Here is a 17,245-nt window from a genome sequence, read left to right on the forward strand (position 1 = left end):
GTCAGTCGGCATATTCCACTCCCGTGTTGACAACGCCCCGCTTGAATGCGATTCAAGAGACAGACCCTCCGAAGCCTGCGGTGACCGTTGGTCAAAGCGTGCAATTAATTCTGCTCAGATACTTATCTGTTCATATATTCTCTTTAAAATGAATTTTTTTCCGAGAGAAAATTCCCAATCCACAACAGAAAAACAATCCCATAATCGTTGCTGGTTCAGGAATATTTGTTGCATCAATAGGTATCCTATTTTGATCTTGAGGCACATTTATTATTCCTTGCCCGACTATACTAAAAGAGTCGATTTCCACATCTACATTAAGACCCCCTTGAGAGACGAGATGAATTTCATCAATTGAGCTTAAATTAACACCAGTAAAACTATCAAAATCGAATAATACACGTTGCGATTTAGTGATACTTTCTGATAAGCTGGAAGACTCTCGATTATTACTGTCTACTACAAATATTTCAAATTGAGTAGCCAAATCAATATCAGTAACATCAATAGCAAAACTATTTCCTAAACCTAAAAGATTTGCTCCTAAACCATTACCTCCAGCATCATAAGTAATACTTGCAATACTAGATGCGCCAGTATTATTACTATGACTAAAATTATCGGAACTGGCAAAAAGATTAGTAGTAGCAAATGCCTGGTCGTCAGTGGCAGTTAGTAGTAATTCAATCTCTCTAGTTCCTCCAAGTATACTGGTATGTGATGCGCTACCAGTATCTACTAAATCTATTGGGCTGACTGATAAATCAATTATTCCTTGTTCAAAAGTATCAATAAAAGTCGCTGCCTGAGCGTCTATAGTAGCTGCTAATAAAGTGCTGGCTGCTAAACTTAAATGTAGAAAATTTTTCATATTGATAGGAGATATCCTAGCTAAATAACTTTGGTACTTAGCTCAGTTATATCTCCAAGGAAATAGAATGAACATCGATATAAATACTAGATGCTCAAATCTCAAATATTGGGTTTTACACGGGAAAAATACTAGCTATTAATTACTAATTAAGTTAGTCAATCCGTATTAATAACTAAAAAAGAGTAATTTTACTGATACTAATTCTAAATTTTTATTAAAGTATCAGTCTTTAATACCAGATTGTGTAAGTATTATCTCTAGTTAGAGTAATCGTTCGATCTCGTAGTAAATAACTAGAAACTTTTATTCTTAATTAATTATTTCCGATGAAAAGTAGCAATAATTTTCCATGAGATTTGAATTACTCTAACCAACAACATAAATAAGTGGTCAGTGATTTAAGCTTGCTTTTTCTTTTTAGATAATGCACCACAGCCTAAAGATAAAAGAAGACCAAGAACAGCAGCAGGCTCAGGAGTCTTTTCGCCTTCAACTCTAAAGTTATCAATAACTATATCTTCTTCATCAAAGCCACTAACATCCAAAGATATTTCGGTAACATTCGCAAAACTGAAGCTAGCATCTCCAGTAAATTCACTAAACAAGAAGGTTGTAGGACTTGGAAGTATAACGTCTTCAATCCTTCCATCTGCCATTGAAGTCACCATATTACCCCCATTGTCTTTAAAGGTTACGCTAATTGCAGCAAAATCATCAGTTACACTTTCAAGTTCAATATCTATTGCAGCAAAATCAAATGAAGAAAAGTCTTCTATTCCAAAGCCATCATATTTTAGATTGAGATTACTGCTTGCTCCATCTTGTCCAAAACCCGCAGCATTATTACTTAAATTCGCAGTACCACTATTTACAGTAAAAAATTGATTGATATTAGCTTGTGCTGCTGCATCACCGTCAAGAAACGTTAATTCTGAAGTTCTTTTTCCACCAAGAACGCCAGAGAGTCCCATTTCTGTGTTTGAATCACTTGTAACAATGGGAGACACATCTAACTGTACTCCAGTAGGGGCTATAGTATCGTTAAAATTATCAATCACTGTAGTCATAGTAGCTGCTTGAGCTTGAGTAGAAGCGATTAATAATGCGCCGGTTGCTAAACCGAAAGTTAAAATATTTTTCATGTTCATTTAGAGATAGATTTTTTCGCTGTAGATACTGACAATTCCATTTATATTCTTAAAGACTCGCTATCTACATCGCTATAAATACGAATATTACTGTTTCTTTTTAGGATATTAATAAGTATTGAATAAGGGTTTTTGGGGATTGTTTTAAATAAATCTCTATGTATTTAAAACAGTAATTAATCAATTTTGAATATTTTAAAATATATTTTAGTCAAATACTTTGAGTTGTATCGTGCTTATGATGATGGCATTAACACTGATTATTCATTTATTCTTAGTTACTAATCAGCAATAAAAAGACGAGAGCAGTGAAACTACTACTATTTGAAATCTATGGCTTTTAAAATATAAGCATAATTATCAAAAATACTTACTAAAAGCTTAATATTGTTTTGTTTAAAAACATAAAACATAAGTCAAACATGGAGATATGAATACTTAATGTGGCTTGGGTTATTACTGATTTATAAGTATTAAATCTGACAGTATTTCTGGTTGATATAACTTATAAAATACTGATAAATTAACCAAAAGTAATTAAATTACCCACAAATACTGAAGTATTTGATAAAAAAAATTAAAAATAACTATTGCTAGGTATTTTATGCTGTAGTCGATAATTTGAGGTTATTAATTAAGGTCAAAAGTAGAAAAAGTAATATTTTTACGGAGGCTTACTTAAGGTTTGATTGAAGTTTACGTAAGCTAATGAAGTAATTTCATACTTTGCATAAGTACAAATTTGCAGTGAAAGCTGCTATTTCTCAGGCTTGATATACTTGATTAAGTATTTCTAGTAGATAGCTCAGTAGGCAAAGAGAAGAAATTAACCAATAATTACTGGTTCTTACACAATTGCGATGGTAGTTCTCTTAGTTCTCTATCTTTGTAACTTTCAATATTACTATTCCCTGTTCTCTTTAAATAAGAAGTATGTACGAAGAAGATTATAGCGATAAGCTAACTTATAGGCGTTTTCCTAAAGTCCCTATAGAAAGACGTATGGGAGCATTTGCTATTGATTTTGTAGTAGTCTGGTTTGTCAGTTCTTTTTTTGGTCAAAGTGGAGGATGGTTGGTTTTTTTGCTGGGTTGGTTGGCAATGCGAATTGTCGTAGTAGATCGCAATCAAGGGCAAAGCTTGGGACATTATGCTTTAGACATGAAAGTTATTGACTATCGCTATAATCGAGTTCCAGATCTGGTTACTTTGGCTAAAAGGGAAGGTATTTTAGGTTTTACTGCTATGCTAGCTAGTCTAGGTTTACAAAATTTCGGGAATGGTTTGCTCTTATTATTTTTGGCAACTCCTTTGTTGGTAGACTGTTTATTGGCTTTATTTGATGAAGATTTGGATCGCGCTTTTCACGATCGCATTGCAGAAACTATAATAATTCAAACTCAGAGGGGCTTTTCTTTAGACCTGAGATTAAAAAAATTGTTGGCGACAATTCAGCGTAATATGCGACAATGATAAATTGCGTGTCACGACTCGCGCTATCCAGAGCGTCCGTTTTGATCTGCATCTCTTGGCTGACGAAATTTCGTGCCTAGGTCACATCGCTTTTGTGCTGTGCAGGGTCGTCAAATATAAGTAAACGTATAGATAGTTATCTCTAAAAATCATGGCTGGCAAAAAAGGAGTCCGTATTATCGTTACCCTCGAATGCACCGAATGTCGCAGTAATAATAATAAGCGATCGCCTGGTGTATCTCGTTATACTACGATGAAAAACCGTCGCAACACTACAGGCAGAATGGAATTAAAAAAATTCTGTACTCATTGCAACTCTCACACTGTTCATAAAGAAATTAAGTAAGCAGAACATTTACTTTTTCTTCTCATTATGCAAGTACATTACCAATTAACAAGTTAAAACTATGGCATACTACCGCAAACGTCTTTCCCCCGTCAAACCTAGCGACCCCATCGACTACAAAGATATCGAGTTACTCAGAAAGTTCATCACAGAAAGAGGTAAAATTTTGCCTCGTCGTATCACTGGTTTAACAGCGCAGCAACAAAGGGATTTAACTGAGGCTGTTAAAAGGGCAAGATCGATTGCCTTATTACCTTTCATCAATAAAGAAGGATAAATCAATACCTAAATTTTTTTTTTCCTTATTGAGACAAAGAGAGTAGAAAGGTAGACTATATTAGTATATTGTTCGATGTTAAAGCGGAAAGCTGGTGGAAAAAGGAACGCTGATTGAATTTAGAGTCCAAGGAGAGCATCGTCTCGCAGTTGCCGACCACCCAGAAGGCAAAAAAGACTGGATAGTAATAGATAGTGAAGGACAATCTCATAAAATTCGTCCCCAACGAGTTGAATACACAGTTAATGGTAGTCTCTATCAACCGTCCGATATCCCCAGCTTTATCGATAACGTAGAGTCCTATCTCGATCCTGATAGCCTGGAAGTAGCCTGGGAAATTCTGATTGAGGATCATGAAGCGGTAACACCTCAAGAGCTATCAGAACTATTATTTTCTGAAAAAGAACCTGCTTCTTGTTATGCTGCTCATAGTCTTTTAAGCAGGGACAAAATTTATTTTAAAAAGAAAGGTGACGGTTATGAGCCTCGTTCGGCAAATCAAGTAGCAGAAATCAAGCATCAGCTAGAAGTACAAAATCAAAAAGAGCAAGAAAAAGAGCAGTTTATCGTTCATCTGCAACAAGCCATTAAAGGAGAATCAGTAAATTGGTCAGATAGCGAACGTATTCGCCTAGAGACTATTGCCAAAATAGTACTTTATCCCGACCAAAATCATCGCACCGCTCAGGAAGTATTAGCATCAGTAAATAAGAGTGCCGATCCACAAAAAGTCTTTTATTTGTTGGTACAAATTGGGTGGTGGAGCGAACACGAAAACTTGTTTTTACTCCGCAGTTCCTACCCCATTCACTTTCCTCAAAAGGTACTTAACGTGTCGCAATCTCGGCTTACCTCTCCTGTTAACGATTCTAATAGCGATCGCTTAGACTTAACTCATTTAAAAGTCTACACCATAGACGACGAAAGCACAGAAGAAATTGATGATGGTCTGAGTGTGGAATATTTAGGGGAGGAGAAAACTTGTCGTTTGTGGATTCACATTGCCGACCCCACTCGTTTAGTCACCCCAGGAGATGAATTAGATTTAGAAGCTCGTCGTCGCAGTACCAGCTTATACCTGCCTACGGGAATGATTTCCATGTTCCCCACAGAGTTAGCCACAGGTCCTATGAGTTTGGTACAGGGTCAAGTTTGTTCTGCTCTCAGTTTCGGCGTTACTTTGGATGAATCTGGAGCAATCTTAGATTATGTAATCCGACCTAGTATTATCAAGCCCACCTATCGTCTGACATACCATGATGTAGATGAGATGCTAGAGCTAGGATTAACTAACGAGCCAGAAATTGCCGATCTGGCAAAATCAGCAAAGAAACGTAGAGAATGGCGCAAATCTCAGGGTTCGATTCAAATCCAAATGCCAGAATCTTCGATTAAGGTTAAAGAAAATGAAGAGATAACTATTGAATTGTTAGAAGGCTCTTTTTCCCGTCAGCTAGTAGCAGAAATGATGATTTTGACAGGGGAAGTTGCTGGAAAATACGCTAAAGAACATAATTTACCCTTACCTTTTCGGGGACAACCACAACCAGAATTACCCCCAGAAGAAGAACTATTGTTATTACCCGCAGGTCCAGTGCGTTATTGTGCAGTGCGTCGCTGTATGCCTCGCAGTGAAATGGGAACTACCCCCATGCGCCATGCTAGTCTAGGTTTAGATAGTTATATTCAGGTAACTTCCCCTATTCGTCGCTACACAGATTTATTAGCGCATTTTCAACTTAAAGCTCATCTTAGAGGTCATGACTTACCTTTTTCTCTTGATGCTTTACAGGAGATTCTTTACAGCGTTGGCACTTCTGCCTATGAAGCAACTCTAGTAGAGCGTCAAACTAATCGCTATTGGGGATTAGAATATTTACGGCGTAATGCAGATATTATTTGGCAAGCTCTTGTTCTTCGGTGGTTAAGAGAAGAAGATAGTCTGGGAATTATTTTGTTAGAAGATTTAGGTCTGGAATTACCCCATCGCTTTAATCGTGCAGTTAATTTAGGCGATCGCTTAGAAATGAAGGTCAGTTTAGTCGATCCTCATCGGGATGAAATTCGCTTTCAAGAAGCAATTAGTGCAAATTTGTAAGTTTAGAGAGCCAATAAAGTAGTGTTTCTGACATTTTTTGCTCAATCAAGACTTTTTAATACTCCTAAATTTTTAACATAAAAACCTTTTTCTAGTACCAATTGGGCAGCACCTAGCCGATCCAACGCTGGAAAATTAATCAAAAATGATAAATCTAAGTTTTAGATTTATTCAGCAAACCCTACTTACAAACTCCTGTCTGGACTAGAGAACTGCTTTAGCCATCAATTGATATTTCAGTCGTAGAACTTTAGTCATAAGGAAATATACCTAACTGTGCAACGAAAGTTGGAGGATTGATATCTATTTAGTTGAGGGTAGATTCGAGACGTTTTTCAGATGTTTTTCAGATGTTGTATCTCTACAATTGGCTTAAAAGAATTTTTTGATTAGGGAGAAATTAATTATGAGAGCTACAGTTGCAGTTTTTGGCACTTTATTCGTTACAACTTTCGGATTCAACAATGTTGCCACAACTGTGAATTTACTAACAAAGGTGATAATGGTTGGATTAACTGGGGCTTTTCAGCTTCGTTTAACCGAGATGATAAGTACCGCACAATTTCATGTCCACTAATAATTTTTGAATACCAATTAAACAGTTAAATAGTTAAATAGTTAAACTACCATGACTTCTATTATTGTGATAATGATTATACTCTTCGCCACAACCTTAGTTAAAGCTTAGTGATAGGATTTGGAAGGTTAGAGCGATCGCTTTTACTAGGCTAAATATCGTAACAATTAACTGCGTAAAGTGACATCAAACTTTTTAACCAGAGTATCTCTCACCTTTTGATGTACGGGATCGACATCCTTATCTTGTAGAGTGCGATCGCTGGCACGATATACTAAGTTAAAGGCTAAACTACGCTGTCCTTCAGGGACATTTTTACCTTGATATTCATCAAACACTTCTATCTTATCGAGTAGCTTACCTCCAGCTTTGGTCATTACTTTTTCAATCTCTGTTACAGCAAGATCGAGAGGAGCGAAAAAAGCTAAATCTCTTTGACTAGCAGGATAAGCAGAATAAGTTTGGAATTTAGGAGTAGTAACTTTTTCCCGATTTAAAGCTGTTGCTAAGTTATCAAAAGCGAGTTCAAACACATACACCTCATCAATCAAATCTCTTTGTTTGACCAACTCAGGGTGTAGCTGTCCAAAAATACCTAACTGTTTTCCTTCTAACCACAATGAAGCAGTACGCCCAGGATGTAAACGAGAATCGCTATCATCGGCGCGATAGGTAATATTTAAACCCAAAACATTAAATACACCATCTAAAATACCTTTGGCTTCATACCAGGTTAAAGCAGGGGGTTTTCCGCCAGATGTCCAGCCACCTTCAGGATAGAATGCACCGCCCATAATTCCTGCTACTTTATCCCCTTCGCCAACACCATCTTCAGTTTTCCAGAATACTCTACCAATCTCAAAACCATTTAACCCACCATTACCTTGAGACTGATTATATGCAAAAGCATCGATTAAACCAGAAATTAGATCGGTACGCAGGGCGGAGTATTCAGCAAATAAGGGATTGGCTAAAGTTACTTCTTCTCCCGTAGGTTTGACTAGAGAGTAATGAACCAACTCCGTTAAGCCCACACCTCTAAAAGCGTTACGTAGTTTATTGAGAATTTGATATTCTACCGAGAGATAACCAGGTTCAGTCTTGTCTGGCAGGGTATCACAAAAGCGATCGTAACCATAAAGGCGAGCTACTTCTTCAATTAAATCGATTTCTCGTTCCAAATCGCGGTAACGATAGGGAGGTACTTTAACTAACCAAGTATCTGCTTTTTCCGTACTTTTAGTTAACTGACAACCCAATGCAGTCAAAATTGTTGATACTTCTGCTTGAGAAATGTAACCTGTACCGTCTTCTGTTTCTACCTCTCCTAATAACTGATGAATTCGAGATAAACGCAGTTCAATCGCATCCATAGAATCCCAATCAGGACGATGATCCACCATTGACTGTGCTGCGGGAGTACCACCAGCTATCGATCGTAAAAGAGCAACTGCACGACTACAGGCATGGTCTAATTCTACTTGGTTAACTCCTCTTTCGTATCTAGTAGAAGCCTCACTTCGTAACCCCTGACTACGGGATGAACGACGTACCGCCACAGGATCGAACAATGCAGCCTCTAAAACCACATTAACAGTATTTTCATCAACTTCGGTTGTTTCTCCTCCCATAACCCCTGCTAAAGCTACTGGTGTGTCATTGGCGGTAATTAAGAGGTTTTGCGTAACTAGCTTTCTTTCTTGTTCATCCAGAGTTTTGAGGCTTTCTCCTTCTGTGGCAAAGCGCACCCCAATAGTTATATCTTGGTTCTCTGCTACCTGTTGTAACTTTTCTTGATCGAATGCGTGTAAAGGCTGTCCCCATTCCAATAAGACATAGTTAGTAATATCTACTACATTATTAATCGGGCGTACTCCTCCCGCTTGCAAACGCCACTGTAACCAGTCAGGAGAAGGGGCAATTTTTACTCCTTCAATTACTGTTCCAATATATGCAGGACAAGCTTGAGTTTCAGTGATTGTTACTTTAAGAGAACTATTTTCTGTGAGGTTAGTTGCTTCGGCTTCAGGTAATCTTACCTCTACATCTGTTAAAGCAGCTACTTCTCGTGCAATACCCACCATACTCAATGCATCAGCCCGATTTGCGGTGGTAGCCAAATCTAAAATGACATCATCCAGTCCCAATAAAGGGCGCACGTCATCTCCTGGTTTAATATCACCTGAAAAGATATGTATTCCCTCAGATTCTTTCTCCAAACCCAATTCCGACAGAGAACAAATCATACCCTCTGAAGGAACACCCCGTAATTTTGTAGGTTTGAGTTTTAAGTCCACTGCGGGGAGATAAGTCCCTACTGTGGCTACAGGAACATAAATATCTGCCCGTACATTAGAAGCACCGCAGACAATATTGAGCGGGGTATCAACGCCGACATCTACTTCACAGACACTTAATTTATCTGCATCGGGATGGCGATCGCGTTTAATGACTTTACCTACCACTACCCCATCAGCAAAGGTGCGTAAGTCTTCAATTTCCTCAACTTCAAATCCTGCAATTGTCAAAATTTGCCCCAACTCTTCTGGAGCGAGGTTGATATCTACTAATTCTTTTAACCAGTTAAGAGAGACGCGCATTTGGACTACTTTGAATTTTGCATACTGATCCAGCCCAAATATTTTAACAGCAATCAGCAATCAGAAAGAGCGTTATGTTCCCAAATATTGAGAACCTCGATCTTTCCCGTTCCTTTTTTTCAATCTTTAAAGATAATTATCAACTATTAATTTTGAATAAACTATCATTAAAAAGACAATTAAATATCCTTAAATATACTTAAATATTTTTACTTAAAATAGTAATTTAGTAGCGATTGATAATGTCTTGAAGCTTGAATTACTGCGACAAAAGTAGCTTTACAGTATCCAGATCACCCGTTTTAAAAAAATATAGGATATGCTGTTTTTAGAAAGCTAAATTATTATTTTGTTTAGTTAAAAAAATTTAGTTGAAAGATTCAGTATTCTGAAATCTTAACAGTCCCATTTTTTGTATTGACAGAGCCGTGTAGGTAATTTTGAATGAGCTACTGCCTTAATCCATCCTGTCCTAAACCTGTAAATCACCCCAAGTCAAAAAAATGTAAGGCTTGTGGATCAAAATTATTATTGCGCGATCGCTATCACTTAGTCAAAGGTCTCGGAAAAGGTGGTTTTGGTGCAACTTTTCTCGCTGCAGATCTTTCTCTTCCTGGTAAGCCTTTGTGTGTTATCAAGCAGCTACAACCCAATACCGATAATCCTAACTTTCTCACTATGGCAAGACAGCTATTTGAGAGAGAAGCCAGAACTTTAGGCAAAGTGGGTAATCATCCTCAAATACCCCGCCTACTGGATTATTTTGAAGATAGAGAGCAATTTTATCTTGTCCAAGAATTTGTTAAAGGTAACAATCTACAACAAGAAATCAAAAAAAATGGTGTCCTTAATGAAGAACAAGCACAAGAAGTTCTTCGAGAAACCCTGATTATTTTACGAGACATTCATGCTCAAAAAGTAATCCATCGTGATATTAAACCCGCAAATATCATTCGTCGTGAAATTGATAATAAGTTAGTACTCATTGATTTCGGTGTAGTTAAAAATCAAGTTAACACTATAGCTTCGGGAGGAGATCAAACCGCCTTAACAGCTTTTGCTGTCGGTACTCCTGGTTTTGCTCCCCCAGAACAGTTAGCAATGCGTCCTGTATACGCTAGTGACGTTTATGCTTTGGGAGTCACCTGTATGTATCTCATGTCTGGGAAAGCCCCAAAAAACATGGATTGTGACCCCTTAACAGGAGATATTGATTGGTTGAAATATGTAGATATCAGCGAGCAATTTGGCGATATTCTGCTAACTATGCTGGAAGTAGCTGTCAAAAATCGCTATAAAACGGCAGAAGAAGTTCTTCAAGCTATAGATATTCATAACCACATTGATAACCTAGCAGCAAGCATGGTGGGAGGGCTTTCTACTACGGGGTCAGATTCTCGTATGAATAGTGGCTCTTCCAGACAATCGATTTATTCTTCTGGAAGAAAAAATAGTTCGACATCTCGTTCCCGAACAGAAGGTAGAACAGGTAGCAGAAGTGGTCGTAATACCCCCTCTAATGCAACTTCTCGTAATTCCTCCAGAAATAGAACAGGTGGTACTGGAGCATCTAGAAATATGGGGAGAACTGGCAACCCCCGTAGTACAGAAAGACATCAAGAATCTCGAAAACCCCTAAAACTAGATCGAGAAACTTTGTTAAGTGCTTACTCCAGTGGTAGAAGAGATTTTGCTCAAAAAGATGTCAGTTTACAAGACTTACAAAAAGCTAACCTCTCAGGAGTTAATTTTCATCACTCTCGAATGGTCAAAATCAATTTACAGGGAGCAGATTTAAACTCAACTGATTTTACTGGCTGCGATTTACGTCAGGCGATGTTGCGTAATGCTAATTTGGGTCGTAGCTATCTCAGTTCTGCTAATTTGGAAGGAGCGGATTTGAGAGGGGCAGATTTGAGCTATGCTCACTTTAAAGGAACTAAATTAAAAGGTACTAATCTTTGCGGGGCTAATCTCAGCAATGCCAGTATTACAGAAGAACAATTAGCACAGGCTAAAACTAACTGGACAACAGTATTACCTAATGGTAGAAGGGGATTTTGGTAGTTTGTACCTAATCTAACCTGAGTTCATTTTTATGCAGATTAAGGTGAAAGTTAGTTAAGACGGAGATTTGGCTTTTTAGGTTGATGACAATGGGTAATCATACCAAATCCGAATTACATACCCAGTTTATAGATGAAATCTTTCAACCTTGTAAAGACGTATCATGATACGTCTTTACACTAGATATTTATTGGGGATTTTACTAAACGGATTTGGGATCAGTCTACAAATAATATTAACGCAAAAAGTAACAGGCGATCGCATAATTCTCGAAGCACTGCGCTATCGCTGTCTTGAGTGTTCGATCTGAGAAATATTTTTGAGTTGGTCATTAAACAAGTGCGTATAATAAAATTCCCAATTTTAGAAAAAAGCGATCTCCAACAATATTGTAATCCGACACGGCAATCTTGGCTTGGCGATCGCTAAAAACAACAAGCTAACGCATAATAGGACTGCCGTGATGGTGAACCAGATACCATTTTTGTGCCATTTTCTGAAAGATATTAGTTGCTATTGACTGTGCTTTTAGCGAACGACCTCGGCTAGACTGTAACACGGTTTCTCTGACGACTACATGAGCAAGAGCCTGGTCGATTTCTATCTTAATAACTTCTAGATCTATTTCCAACGATTCGGTATTTTGAAATATAGATTCCCAGGAGGCTCGAATCGTCTCCCATCCCATAAGAACTTCACCACCTGGATGAACGCACAAACTGGTCGTACCCTGCCACCACAAAAGATTCATTTTCCTAATATCTCTATGGGAAAAAGCATGATAAAAAGCTTGATTGGCAGCTAATATGATATCTTTTGATGATGAATCAGTCATTTGATGATTTTTAACCAATTAAGAATCAAACTACTGCTTTTTGCTTAAATCGAATTCTTCAAGGTAATAAGATTCATCGACTTCGACCAAACGTTTCTTACTTTTATTTTGCTCCAAGGTTTTGCCAGGGAATGGTGGTTTAGGAGTATCGGGGTCATCTCTACGGAAGTCGTCACCACCATCATCAGTATTAAACAACGAGAACAACCAAGCAACCAACAGACCAAATAAATAGGCGAATGCTAAGAGCATAACAATTCTGAATGCTATTAAAAACATAGTCTCTTTCCTTAGTACCAGTGGGAGAAAAGGGTTTTGAAGAGTCTTCGTGCTTTAATTATACGGTAATTGGTAACTTAAATTGTAGAAGCTGAGTAGGCTTCTAATTTAGATCCTCTAATCTTGACCCTAAACCTGGTAGATATCTGCTACTGCTTGACCTGTTTCACAGCAATAGCAATCGCTATTGTCTTTTCTAAACCTACAATCAATTTAACTTTTTAATCCAATCTGCACCCTTTACTTCTTTTCAATCATGTTGTGACTATGTAAAAAAAAATTTTTCTCGGTTACAAATCATCTTTAAGTTATTCTTCTGTTGCTTTGCTGTAGCTGATTTTTCTTAGAGAATTGCTTGAATTTTGGTAATGCTACGTACTAATAATTAAAGACAATTAATCTAGGATCGATCGTGAAACTATCTCTACCCGTAAAAATAGCTACGTTACTTACTATTTCTTTAGGTGCGTTCTCTACTACAATTAAGCCCAGTCACAGTTATAACTTCGCAGAGCAAAAAGTAGATCAAGGTAATTTTGTTGCTGTTGCAGTTCCTTACAATTACAAGCAATATCGTCTAGCAATTATTGAGCAAATTCCTGGTCAACGTCGATGTTGGACGGAATCAGGATATTCTCCAACAACTGTAGACTTAGCTCTCTTGAATTTCGATCATACCAATAGTTGCCGTAAAGCAGTGGATACTAATGGTTACACTCTAAGAGTTAATGGCAATGACGATCGCGTATCTTATCTTTTAAGATTAATGCCAAATAATAATAACTTACTTTTAGTTGCCGATCATCAAGACCCTAGTTTACCAGATTTAGTTATCGGACGTACTTCTGGTATCGCAGCAGCCCCAGTTAAAATCGATCTAGAACCTGGTTGGCAATTTACTAAAAGGGTTTATGAGGGTAGTGTAATTAATCATATCTATTTGAGTAACAATCCAAATCCTCAAAACATTGCGGTTAATTCCGAATCTCAAACTACCAGTGGCACTCCTGAAATTACAGATAACTCCGTATCTGAACCTATTCCCCAAAATGATTCTTCTGTTGCTGATGTTCCTCCGACACAACCGCAAACTGTTGCAGTGGCTAATCAGCTTAATTCCCAGCCTTATTGCGATCCCAACCCTCCACAACCTACTGTAACTTCTGTTGCGGTAGATACTCTGACTTCGATTTTAACTCCTTTAACTTCATTGGTTTTCCAGAGTTATAATGCTTTATTCGACCAAAATATAACTGTTTCTAATAATTCTAATAACGGTCAAAATCCTTGTCCATAATCAAAGTTATGGTGGTTGCTAAATTTAAGGTAAATGTGTTTTTATTTCTAGCTGAAGTACTTAAATTATTAGTCTAAGTTTAAGCTTCAGCTTTTGGTTTTTCTCAAAGTTCTCTTTATAAAGACTTTTATCAAAAAATTAAAAACATCAAATCATGGCGTTAACGTTTGCTCAAAAAAATCTAGTGCCAAATCAATTAATTCAGGATCGAATTTTTCGCCATCTTCTCCTCTATAGGAATGAGTCATTTCGGGCTTACGAACAAAAGTTACTGGTACATCTTGAGACTGCAAAGCAGTAACTAAAATTTCACTTTGACTCACAGGAACTATTTTATCTAAATCACCATGAAGCACCATAAAAGGTGGGTCTTGACTATCAATATAAGTGATGGGGTTAGCAGCTTGGGCTAATTCTGGCTTTTCTGCTACCGAACCACCTAACAATAAAGTCGTAACCACTGTATAAAGATACCAAGGAGTTTCACGATATTTTTGTGAAACTTCAGGAGAAAATGCTTCGGTAAAAGCAGGTTTGACTTGAGTAAAATCCGTGGGAGCATACCAGTTACAAACTGCCTGAACACTACTAGAATAATTTAAATTACCGTGATTACCTTCGAGATTAGCAACCCCTTCAGAAGTACCTAATAAAGAACTTAAATGACCTCCTGCTGATGCACCCCAAGCACCAAATCTATTGGGGTCAAAATTGTATTGTTCGACATTAGCTCTCAACCATCGTACTGCACCTTTAGCATCATGAATTTGTGCGGGAAAGATAGCTTCAGTACTATAACGATAATTAATGCAAGCGATCGCCCATCCTCTTTCTGCTACAATTTTACCAGGGCAAATCTCTTTACTAAATTCTCGCCATCCTCCACCATGAATATAAATAAGTAACGGTAAAGGTTCTACAGATTGATTAGATTCAGTTTGGGGTAAATATAAATCTAACAATAATGATTTGGTTTCTCCTTGATGCTCATAGGAAGCATATTCTAAATCCTTAATTACTCGAACTTCATTTTGTTTAACTTGGCATCCGCTACTAAGTAACAGTAATAAAAACGAAACACCATAAATCAAAATTTTCATTGAAAGTCAGTAGTTATTTTTTACTTGCTAATTTATACCAATAATTGATAGCTGGTCACTGATAACTAATTACCTTTTCCACCAACAATATCTCTAATACGATAAATTGGTCTTCTTTGGGATTCGTGATAAGTGCGCATCAGTAACTCACAAACTAAACCAAAGCAAAATAGTTGAATTCCTGTTAGAACTAACAACACTGCCAAAATAAGTAGAGGACGAGAACCAATATCTTGTTGAAAAACGAACTTAATTACAGTCAAATATAAACCAGTAGCAATACCCAAAGCAAAAGAAATCATTCCCCATAAGCCGAATACGTGCATCGGACGAGTCAAAAACTTTTTCATAAAAAAGATCGTAAATAAGTCCATGACTACTCTAATAGTGCGTCCTAAACCATATTTACTTTGACCAAAACGACGGGGATGATGACGTACGGGAATTTCTGTAATTCTTGCACCTTCAATAAAAGCTAATGCAGGTAAAAAACGATGTAACTCTCCATAAAGGTTCATGTCTGCAACCAATTCAGCACGATAAGCTTTTAAAGAACAGCCATAATCATGAATTTTAACGCCAGTTACTTTAGCGATTAACCAGTTAGCAATCTTGGAGGGTAACAATCTAGTTAAAGCTGCGTCTTGCCTTTTTTTGCGCCAACCACTGACCAAATCGTAACCTTCTTCTAACTTGGCTAGTAAAATAGGAATATCTGCGGGGTCATTTTGTAAGTCTCCATCAAGGGTAATAATTATTTTACCTTCTGCACATTCAAAACCTGCTGCCATAGCTGGAGTTTGACCATAGTTACGGCGAAGAATGACTGCTTTGAGGTCATTACGCTCTCTGGCAATATCCCTTAGTATCTGAGTTGAACCATCACTAGAACCATCATCAACACCAATAATTTCGTAGTTTAAAGAAGTATCTTTTACCGAATTAGCGATCGCCTTGACTAATGCGGTAAGGCTTTCTGCCTCATTATAGATGGGAACGACTATAGACAAATCTACTACATAAGTATTCTTCGTTTCTGTAATAACGCGATCTTCTGATGAATAATACTTCATAGCTATTTATTCAAAAATTCGGTTTTTCTCACCATAGAATATTACATCTTATGGTATTAATATTATTGCCTTTAACCAAAAAGAGGCTTGAACTCTCTAATTTTCAAGAGCAAGCCTCAAACATTAATCAATACTTTCGATCTCAGTTTTTTGTCTAGATACGAAAACTTCTTCGATTCATCCCACCAGAATTTCCAGGTTCGCGGGGTTTTGCCTGATTAACTTTAAGGGTTCTACCCATCCATTCCGCGCCATCTAGTGCAGATATAGCAGCACTTTCTTCATCTTCGTTAGCCATTTCAACAAAAGCAAAACCACGCTTACGTCCTGTTTCACGGTCAGTAGGAAGATGAACCCTTTTGACATTTCCATGCTCAGAAAATACTTCAACTAGGTCTTCTTGCTCTAATCCATAATCAAGATTACCTACATAAATCGACATGATTATTGTCTCCTAAATAATATGCTTACGGAGATACAAGATTTCGGACAAAGCTTATCAATACTTTACGGAAAAACCTACCAATACTGAATACCAACTCGAATACCGATTCTTTATTCTCAGAAAAATCTTATCATTTTAGTGGAATTTAAAGACAAAATTTACTGATTAAGTACATAATTTACTAAATTAAACGGATAACTAAGTACTTTTGCCAAATAAACCCATGTTTTTTCTAGCAAAGGAGCTTCGAGAGCGGGAGAAAAGATCGCTACAATCGGAAACAGGCGAATAAATTTGCCTACCTGCTTATGTTGTGGTTTTCAAAGCATATTCGCGAAAACGCTCCATGTCTGCTTGGATAGTTGATTCGACAATTCTACCCAAAAATAGATTATCCATAATTTTCCCTAGGATACCAGGAATGGAATAAGCTACAGACAATTTGACAATACTGCTATTGTGACGACCGTAAAATCGAATTGCTCCTTTGTTTGGTAAACCATCTACTGATTCCCATTGGATAATTTGTTCGGGAACTAAGTTGACAATACGAGACAGCCAGGTAAATTTAAATGCACCACTAGCTAATTTCCAGCGAGATAATTCAGGATTATCTTTCAGAATTTCCACCGAATCAATCCATTTCATCCATCGTGGCATTTGTTCTAAATCTGACCACAGACTCCATACTTGCTCGATGGGTACTGCTACTTCTACTTGTACGGTATGCTCTAGCCAATCTGACATCTGAGATTA

15 protein-coding genes are annotated in these 17,245 nt (G+C 37.3%); 6 read left to right on the forward strand and 9 right to left on the reverse strand.

The window, feature by feature from the left end; all coding sequences use genetic code 11:
* Window positions 1–130 precede the first annotated feature (130 nt).
* Both H1P_RS08875 and H1P_RS08880 read right to left on the reverse strand, forming a co-directional pair.
* Entirely contained in the window at window positions 131–871 is a 741-nt protein-coding gene (locus H1P_RS08875; RefSeq protein ID WP_144866351.1) for a PEP-CTERM sorting domain-containing protein, read from the reverse strand.
* Window positions 872–1,272: 401 nt separating this feature from the next.
* Window positions 1,273–2,016 (reverse strand): PEP-CTERM sorting domain-containing protein, encoded by a 744-nt coding sequence (locus H1P_RS08880; RefSeq protein WP_186375896.1) that lies wholly within the window; start codon window positions 2,014–2,016, stop codon window positions 1,273–1,275.
* Between the two features lie 939 nt (window positions 2,017–2,955).
* On the opposite strand from H1P_RS08880, the gene H1P_RS08885 reads away from it, so the two are divergent.
* The 4 genes from H1P_RS08885 to H1P_RS08900 all read left to right on the forward strand — a co-directional run bounded on the left by H1P_RS08885 (window position 2,956) and on the right by H1P_RS08900 (window position 6,216).
* The gene (locus H1P_RS08885; protein WP_144866355.1) at window positions 2,956–3,495 is read left to right on the forward strand and encodes an RDD family protein; all 540 of its coding nucleotides are present in this window, start codon (window positions 2,956–2,958) and stop codon (window positions 3,493–3,495) included.
* Window positions 3,496–3,646: 151 nt separating this feature from the next.
* Window positions 3,647–3,841: a 50S ribosomal protein L33 gene (gene rpmG, locus H1P_RS08890; protein ID WP_144866357.1), complete on the forward strand. Its 195-nt coding sequence runs from the start codon at window positions 3,647–3,649 to the stop codon at window positions 3,839–3,841.
* Window positions 3,842–3,902: 61 nt separating this feature from the next.
* The gene (gene rpsR, locus H1P_RS08895) at window positions 3,903–4,118 is read left to right on the forward strand and encodes a 30S ribosomal protein S18 (RefSeq protein WP_144866359.1); all 216 of its coding nucleotides are present in this window, start codon (window positions 3,903–3,905) and stop codon (window positions 4,116–4,118) included.
* A gap of 94 nt (window positions 4,119–4,212) precedes the next feature.
* Window positions 4,213–6,216 (forward strand): ribonuclease catalytic domain-containing protein, encoded by a 2,004-nt coding sequence (locus H1P_RS08900; protein ID WP_144866361.1) that lies wholly within the window; start codon window positions 4,213–4,215, stop codon window positions 6,214–6,216.
* A 744-nt stretch (window positions 6,217–6,960) separates the two neighbouring features.
* On the opposite strand, the gene pheT is transcribed toward H1P_RS08900, so the two are convergent.
* The gene (gene pheT / locus H1P_RS08905; protein WP_144866363.1) at window positions 6,961–9,393 is read right to left on the reverse strand and encodes a phenylalanine--tRNA ligase subunit beta; all 2,433 of its coding nucleotides are present in this window, start codon (window positions 9,391–9,393) and stop codon (window positions 6,961–6,963) included.
* 444 nt (window positions 9,394–9,837) lie between these two features.
* Here pheT and H1P_RS08910 point away from each other — a divergent pair, with 444 nt between their 5' ends.
* Window positions 9,838–11,460, forward strand: coding sequence for a serine/threonine-protein kinase (locus tag H1P_RS08910; RefSeq protein WP_144866365.1), 1,623 nt, complete (start codon window positions 9,838–9,840; stop codon window positions 11,458–11,460).
* 439 nt (window positions 11,461–11,899) lie between these two features.
* Here H1P_RS08910 and H1P_RS08915 read toward each other — a convergent pair whose 3' ends face one another.
* Both H1P_RS08915 and H1P_RS08920 read right to left on the reverse strand, forming a co-directional pair.
* Window positions 11,900–12,295, reverse strand: coding sequence for a nuclear transport factor 2 family protein (locus H1P_RS08915; protein WP_144866367.1), 396 nt, complete (start codon window positions 12,293–12,295; stop codon window positions 11,900–11,902).
* 30 nt (window positions 12,296–12,325) lie between these two features.
* Complete coding sequence (locus H1P_RS08920; protein ID WP_246141546.1) at window positions 12,326–12,547, reverse strand: LapA family protein; 222 nt, start codon at window positions 12,545–12,547, stop codon at window positions 12,326–12,328.
* A gap of 439 nt (window positions 12,548–12,986) precedes the next feature.
* Between H1P_RS08920 and H1P_RS08925 the strand changes: the two genes are divergently transcribed.
* Window positions 12,987–13,871 carry a DUF3747 domain-containing protein gene (locus H1P_RS08925; RefSeq protein WP_186375897.1) on the forward strand — a complete coding sequence of 295 codons (885 nt, stop codon included), beginning with the start codon at window positions 12,987–12,989 and terminating at the stop codon, window positions 13,869–13,871.
* 152 nt (window positions 13,872–14,023) lie between these two features.
* Here H1P_RS08925 and H1P_RS08930 read toward each other — a convergent pair whose 3' ends face one another.
* The 4 genes from H1P_RS08930 to H1P_RS08945 form a co-directional block, all read right to left on the reverse strand.
* The gene (locus H1P_RS08930; protein ID WP_144866373.1) at window positions 14,024–14,971 is read right to left on the reverse strand and encodes an alpha/beta hydrolase; all 948 of its coding nucleotides are present in this window, start codon (window positions 14,969–14,971) and stop codon (window positions 14,024–14,026) included.
* A 65-nt stretch (window positions 14,972–15,036) separates the two neighbouring features.
* Window positions 15,037–16,044, reverse strand: coding sequence for a glycosyltransferase family 2 protein (locus H1P_RS08935; protein WP_144866375.1), 1,008 nt, complete (start codon window positions 16,042–16,044; stop codon window positions 15,037–15,039).
* A gap of 154 nt (window positions 16,045–16,198) precedes the next feature.
* Window positions 16,199–16,486 (reverse strand): RNA recognition motif domain-containing protein, encoded by a 288-nt coding sequence (locus H1P_RS08940; RefSeq protein WP_144866377.1) that lies wholly within the window; start codon window positions 16,484–16,486, stop codon window positions 16,199–16,201.
* 309 nt (window positions 16,487–16,795) lie between these two features.
* A complete protein-coding gene (locus tag H1P_RS08945; RefSeq protein WP_144866379.1) occupies window positions 16,796–17,236 on the reverse strand; it encodes an SRPBCC family protein in 441 nt (146 codons plus the stop codon).
* Between the last annotated feature and the right edge of the window lie 9 nt (window positions 17,237–17,245).

Origin of the sequence: Hyella patelloides LEGE 07179 (assembly GCF_900659865.1) — a bacterium.
Classification (GTDB): domain Bacteria; phylum Cyanobacteriota; class Cyanobacteriia; order Cyanobacteriales; family Xenococcaceae; genus Hyella; species Hyella patelloides.

Excerpts from the sequence above, each read along its gene's own strand:
- H1P_RS08875 (WP_144866351.1), bottom strand. The coding sequence starts at position 871 with ATGAAAAATTTTCTACATTTAAGTTTAGCAGCCAGCACTTTATTAGCA.
- H1P_RS08880 (WP_186375896.1), bottom strand. The coding sequence starts at position 2,016 with ATGAAAAATATTTTAACTTTCGGTTTAGCAACCGGCGCATTATTAATC.
- H1P_RS08885 (WP_144866355.1), top strand. The coding sequence starts at position 2,956 with ATGTACGAAGAAGATTATAGCGATAAGCTAACTTATAGGCGTTTTCCT.
- rpmG (WP_144866357.1), top strand. The coding sequence starts at position 3,647 with ATGGCTGGCAAAAAAGGAGTCCGTATTATCGTTACCCTCGAATGCACC.
- rpsR (WP_144866359.1), top strand. The coding sequence starts at position 3,903 with ATGGCATACTACCGCAAACGTCTTTCCCCCGTCAAACCTAGCGACCCC.
- pheT (WP_144866363.1), bottom strand. The coding sequence starts at position 9,393 with ATGCGCGTCTCTCTTAACTGGTTAAAAGAATTAGTAGATATCAACCTC.
- H1P_RS08910 (WP_144866365.1), top strand. The coding sequence starts at position 9,838 with ATGAGCTACTGCCTTAATCCATCCTGTCCTAAACCTGTAAATCACCCC.
- H1P_RS08915 (WP_144866367.1), bottom strand. The coding sequence starts at position 12,295 with ATGACTGATTCATCATCAAAAGATATCATATTAGCTGCCAATCAAGCT.
- H1P_RS08920 (WP_246141546.1), bottom strand. The coding sequence starts at position 12,547 with ATGCTCTTAGCATTCGCCTATTTATTTGGTCTGTTGGTTGCTTGGTTG.
- H1P_RS08930 (WP_144866373.1), bottom strand. The coding sequence starts at position 14,971 with ATGAAAATTTTGATTTATGGTGTTTCGTTTTTATTACTGTTACTTAGT.
- H1P_RS08935 (WP_144866375.1), bottom strand. The coding sequence starts at position 16,044 with ATGAAGTATTATTCATCAGAAGATCGCGTTATTACAGAAACGAAGAAT.
- H1P_RS08940 (WP_144866377.1), bottom strand. The coding sequence starts at position 16,486 with ATGTCGATTTATGTAGGTAATCTTGATTATGGATTAGAGCAAGAAGAC.
- H1P_RS08945 (WP_144866379.1), bottom strand. The coding sequence starts at position 17,236 with ATGTCAGATTGGCTAGAGCATACCGTACAAGTAGAAGTAGCAGTACCC.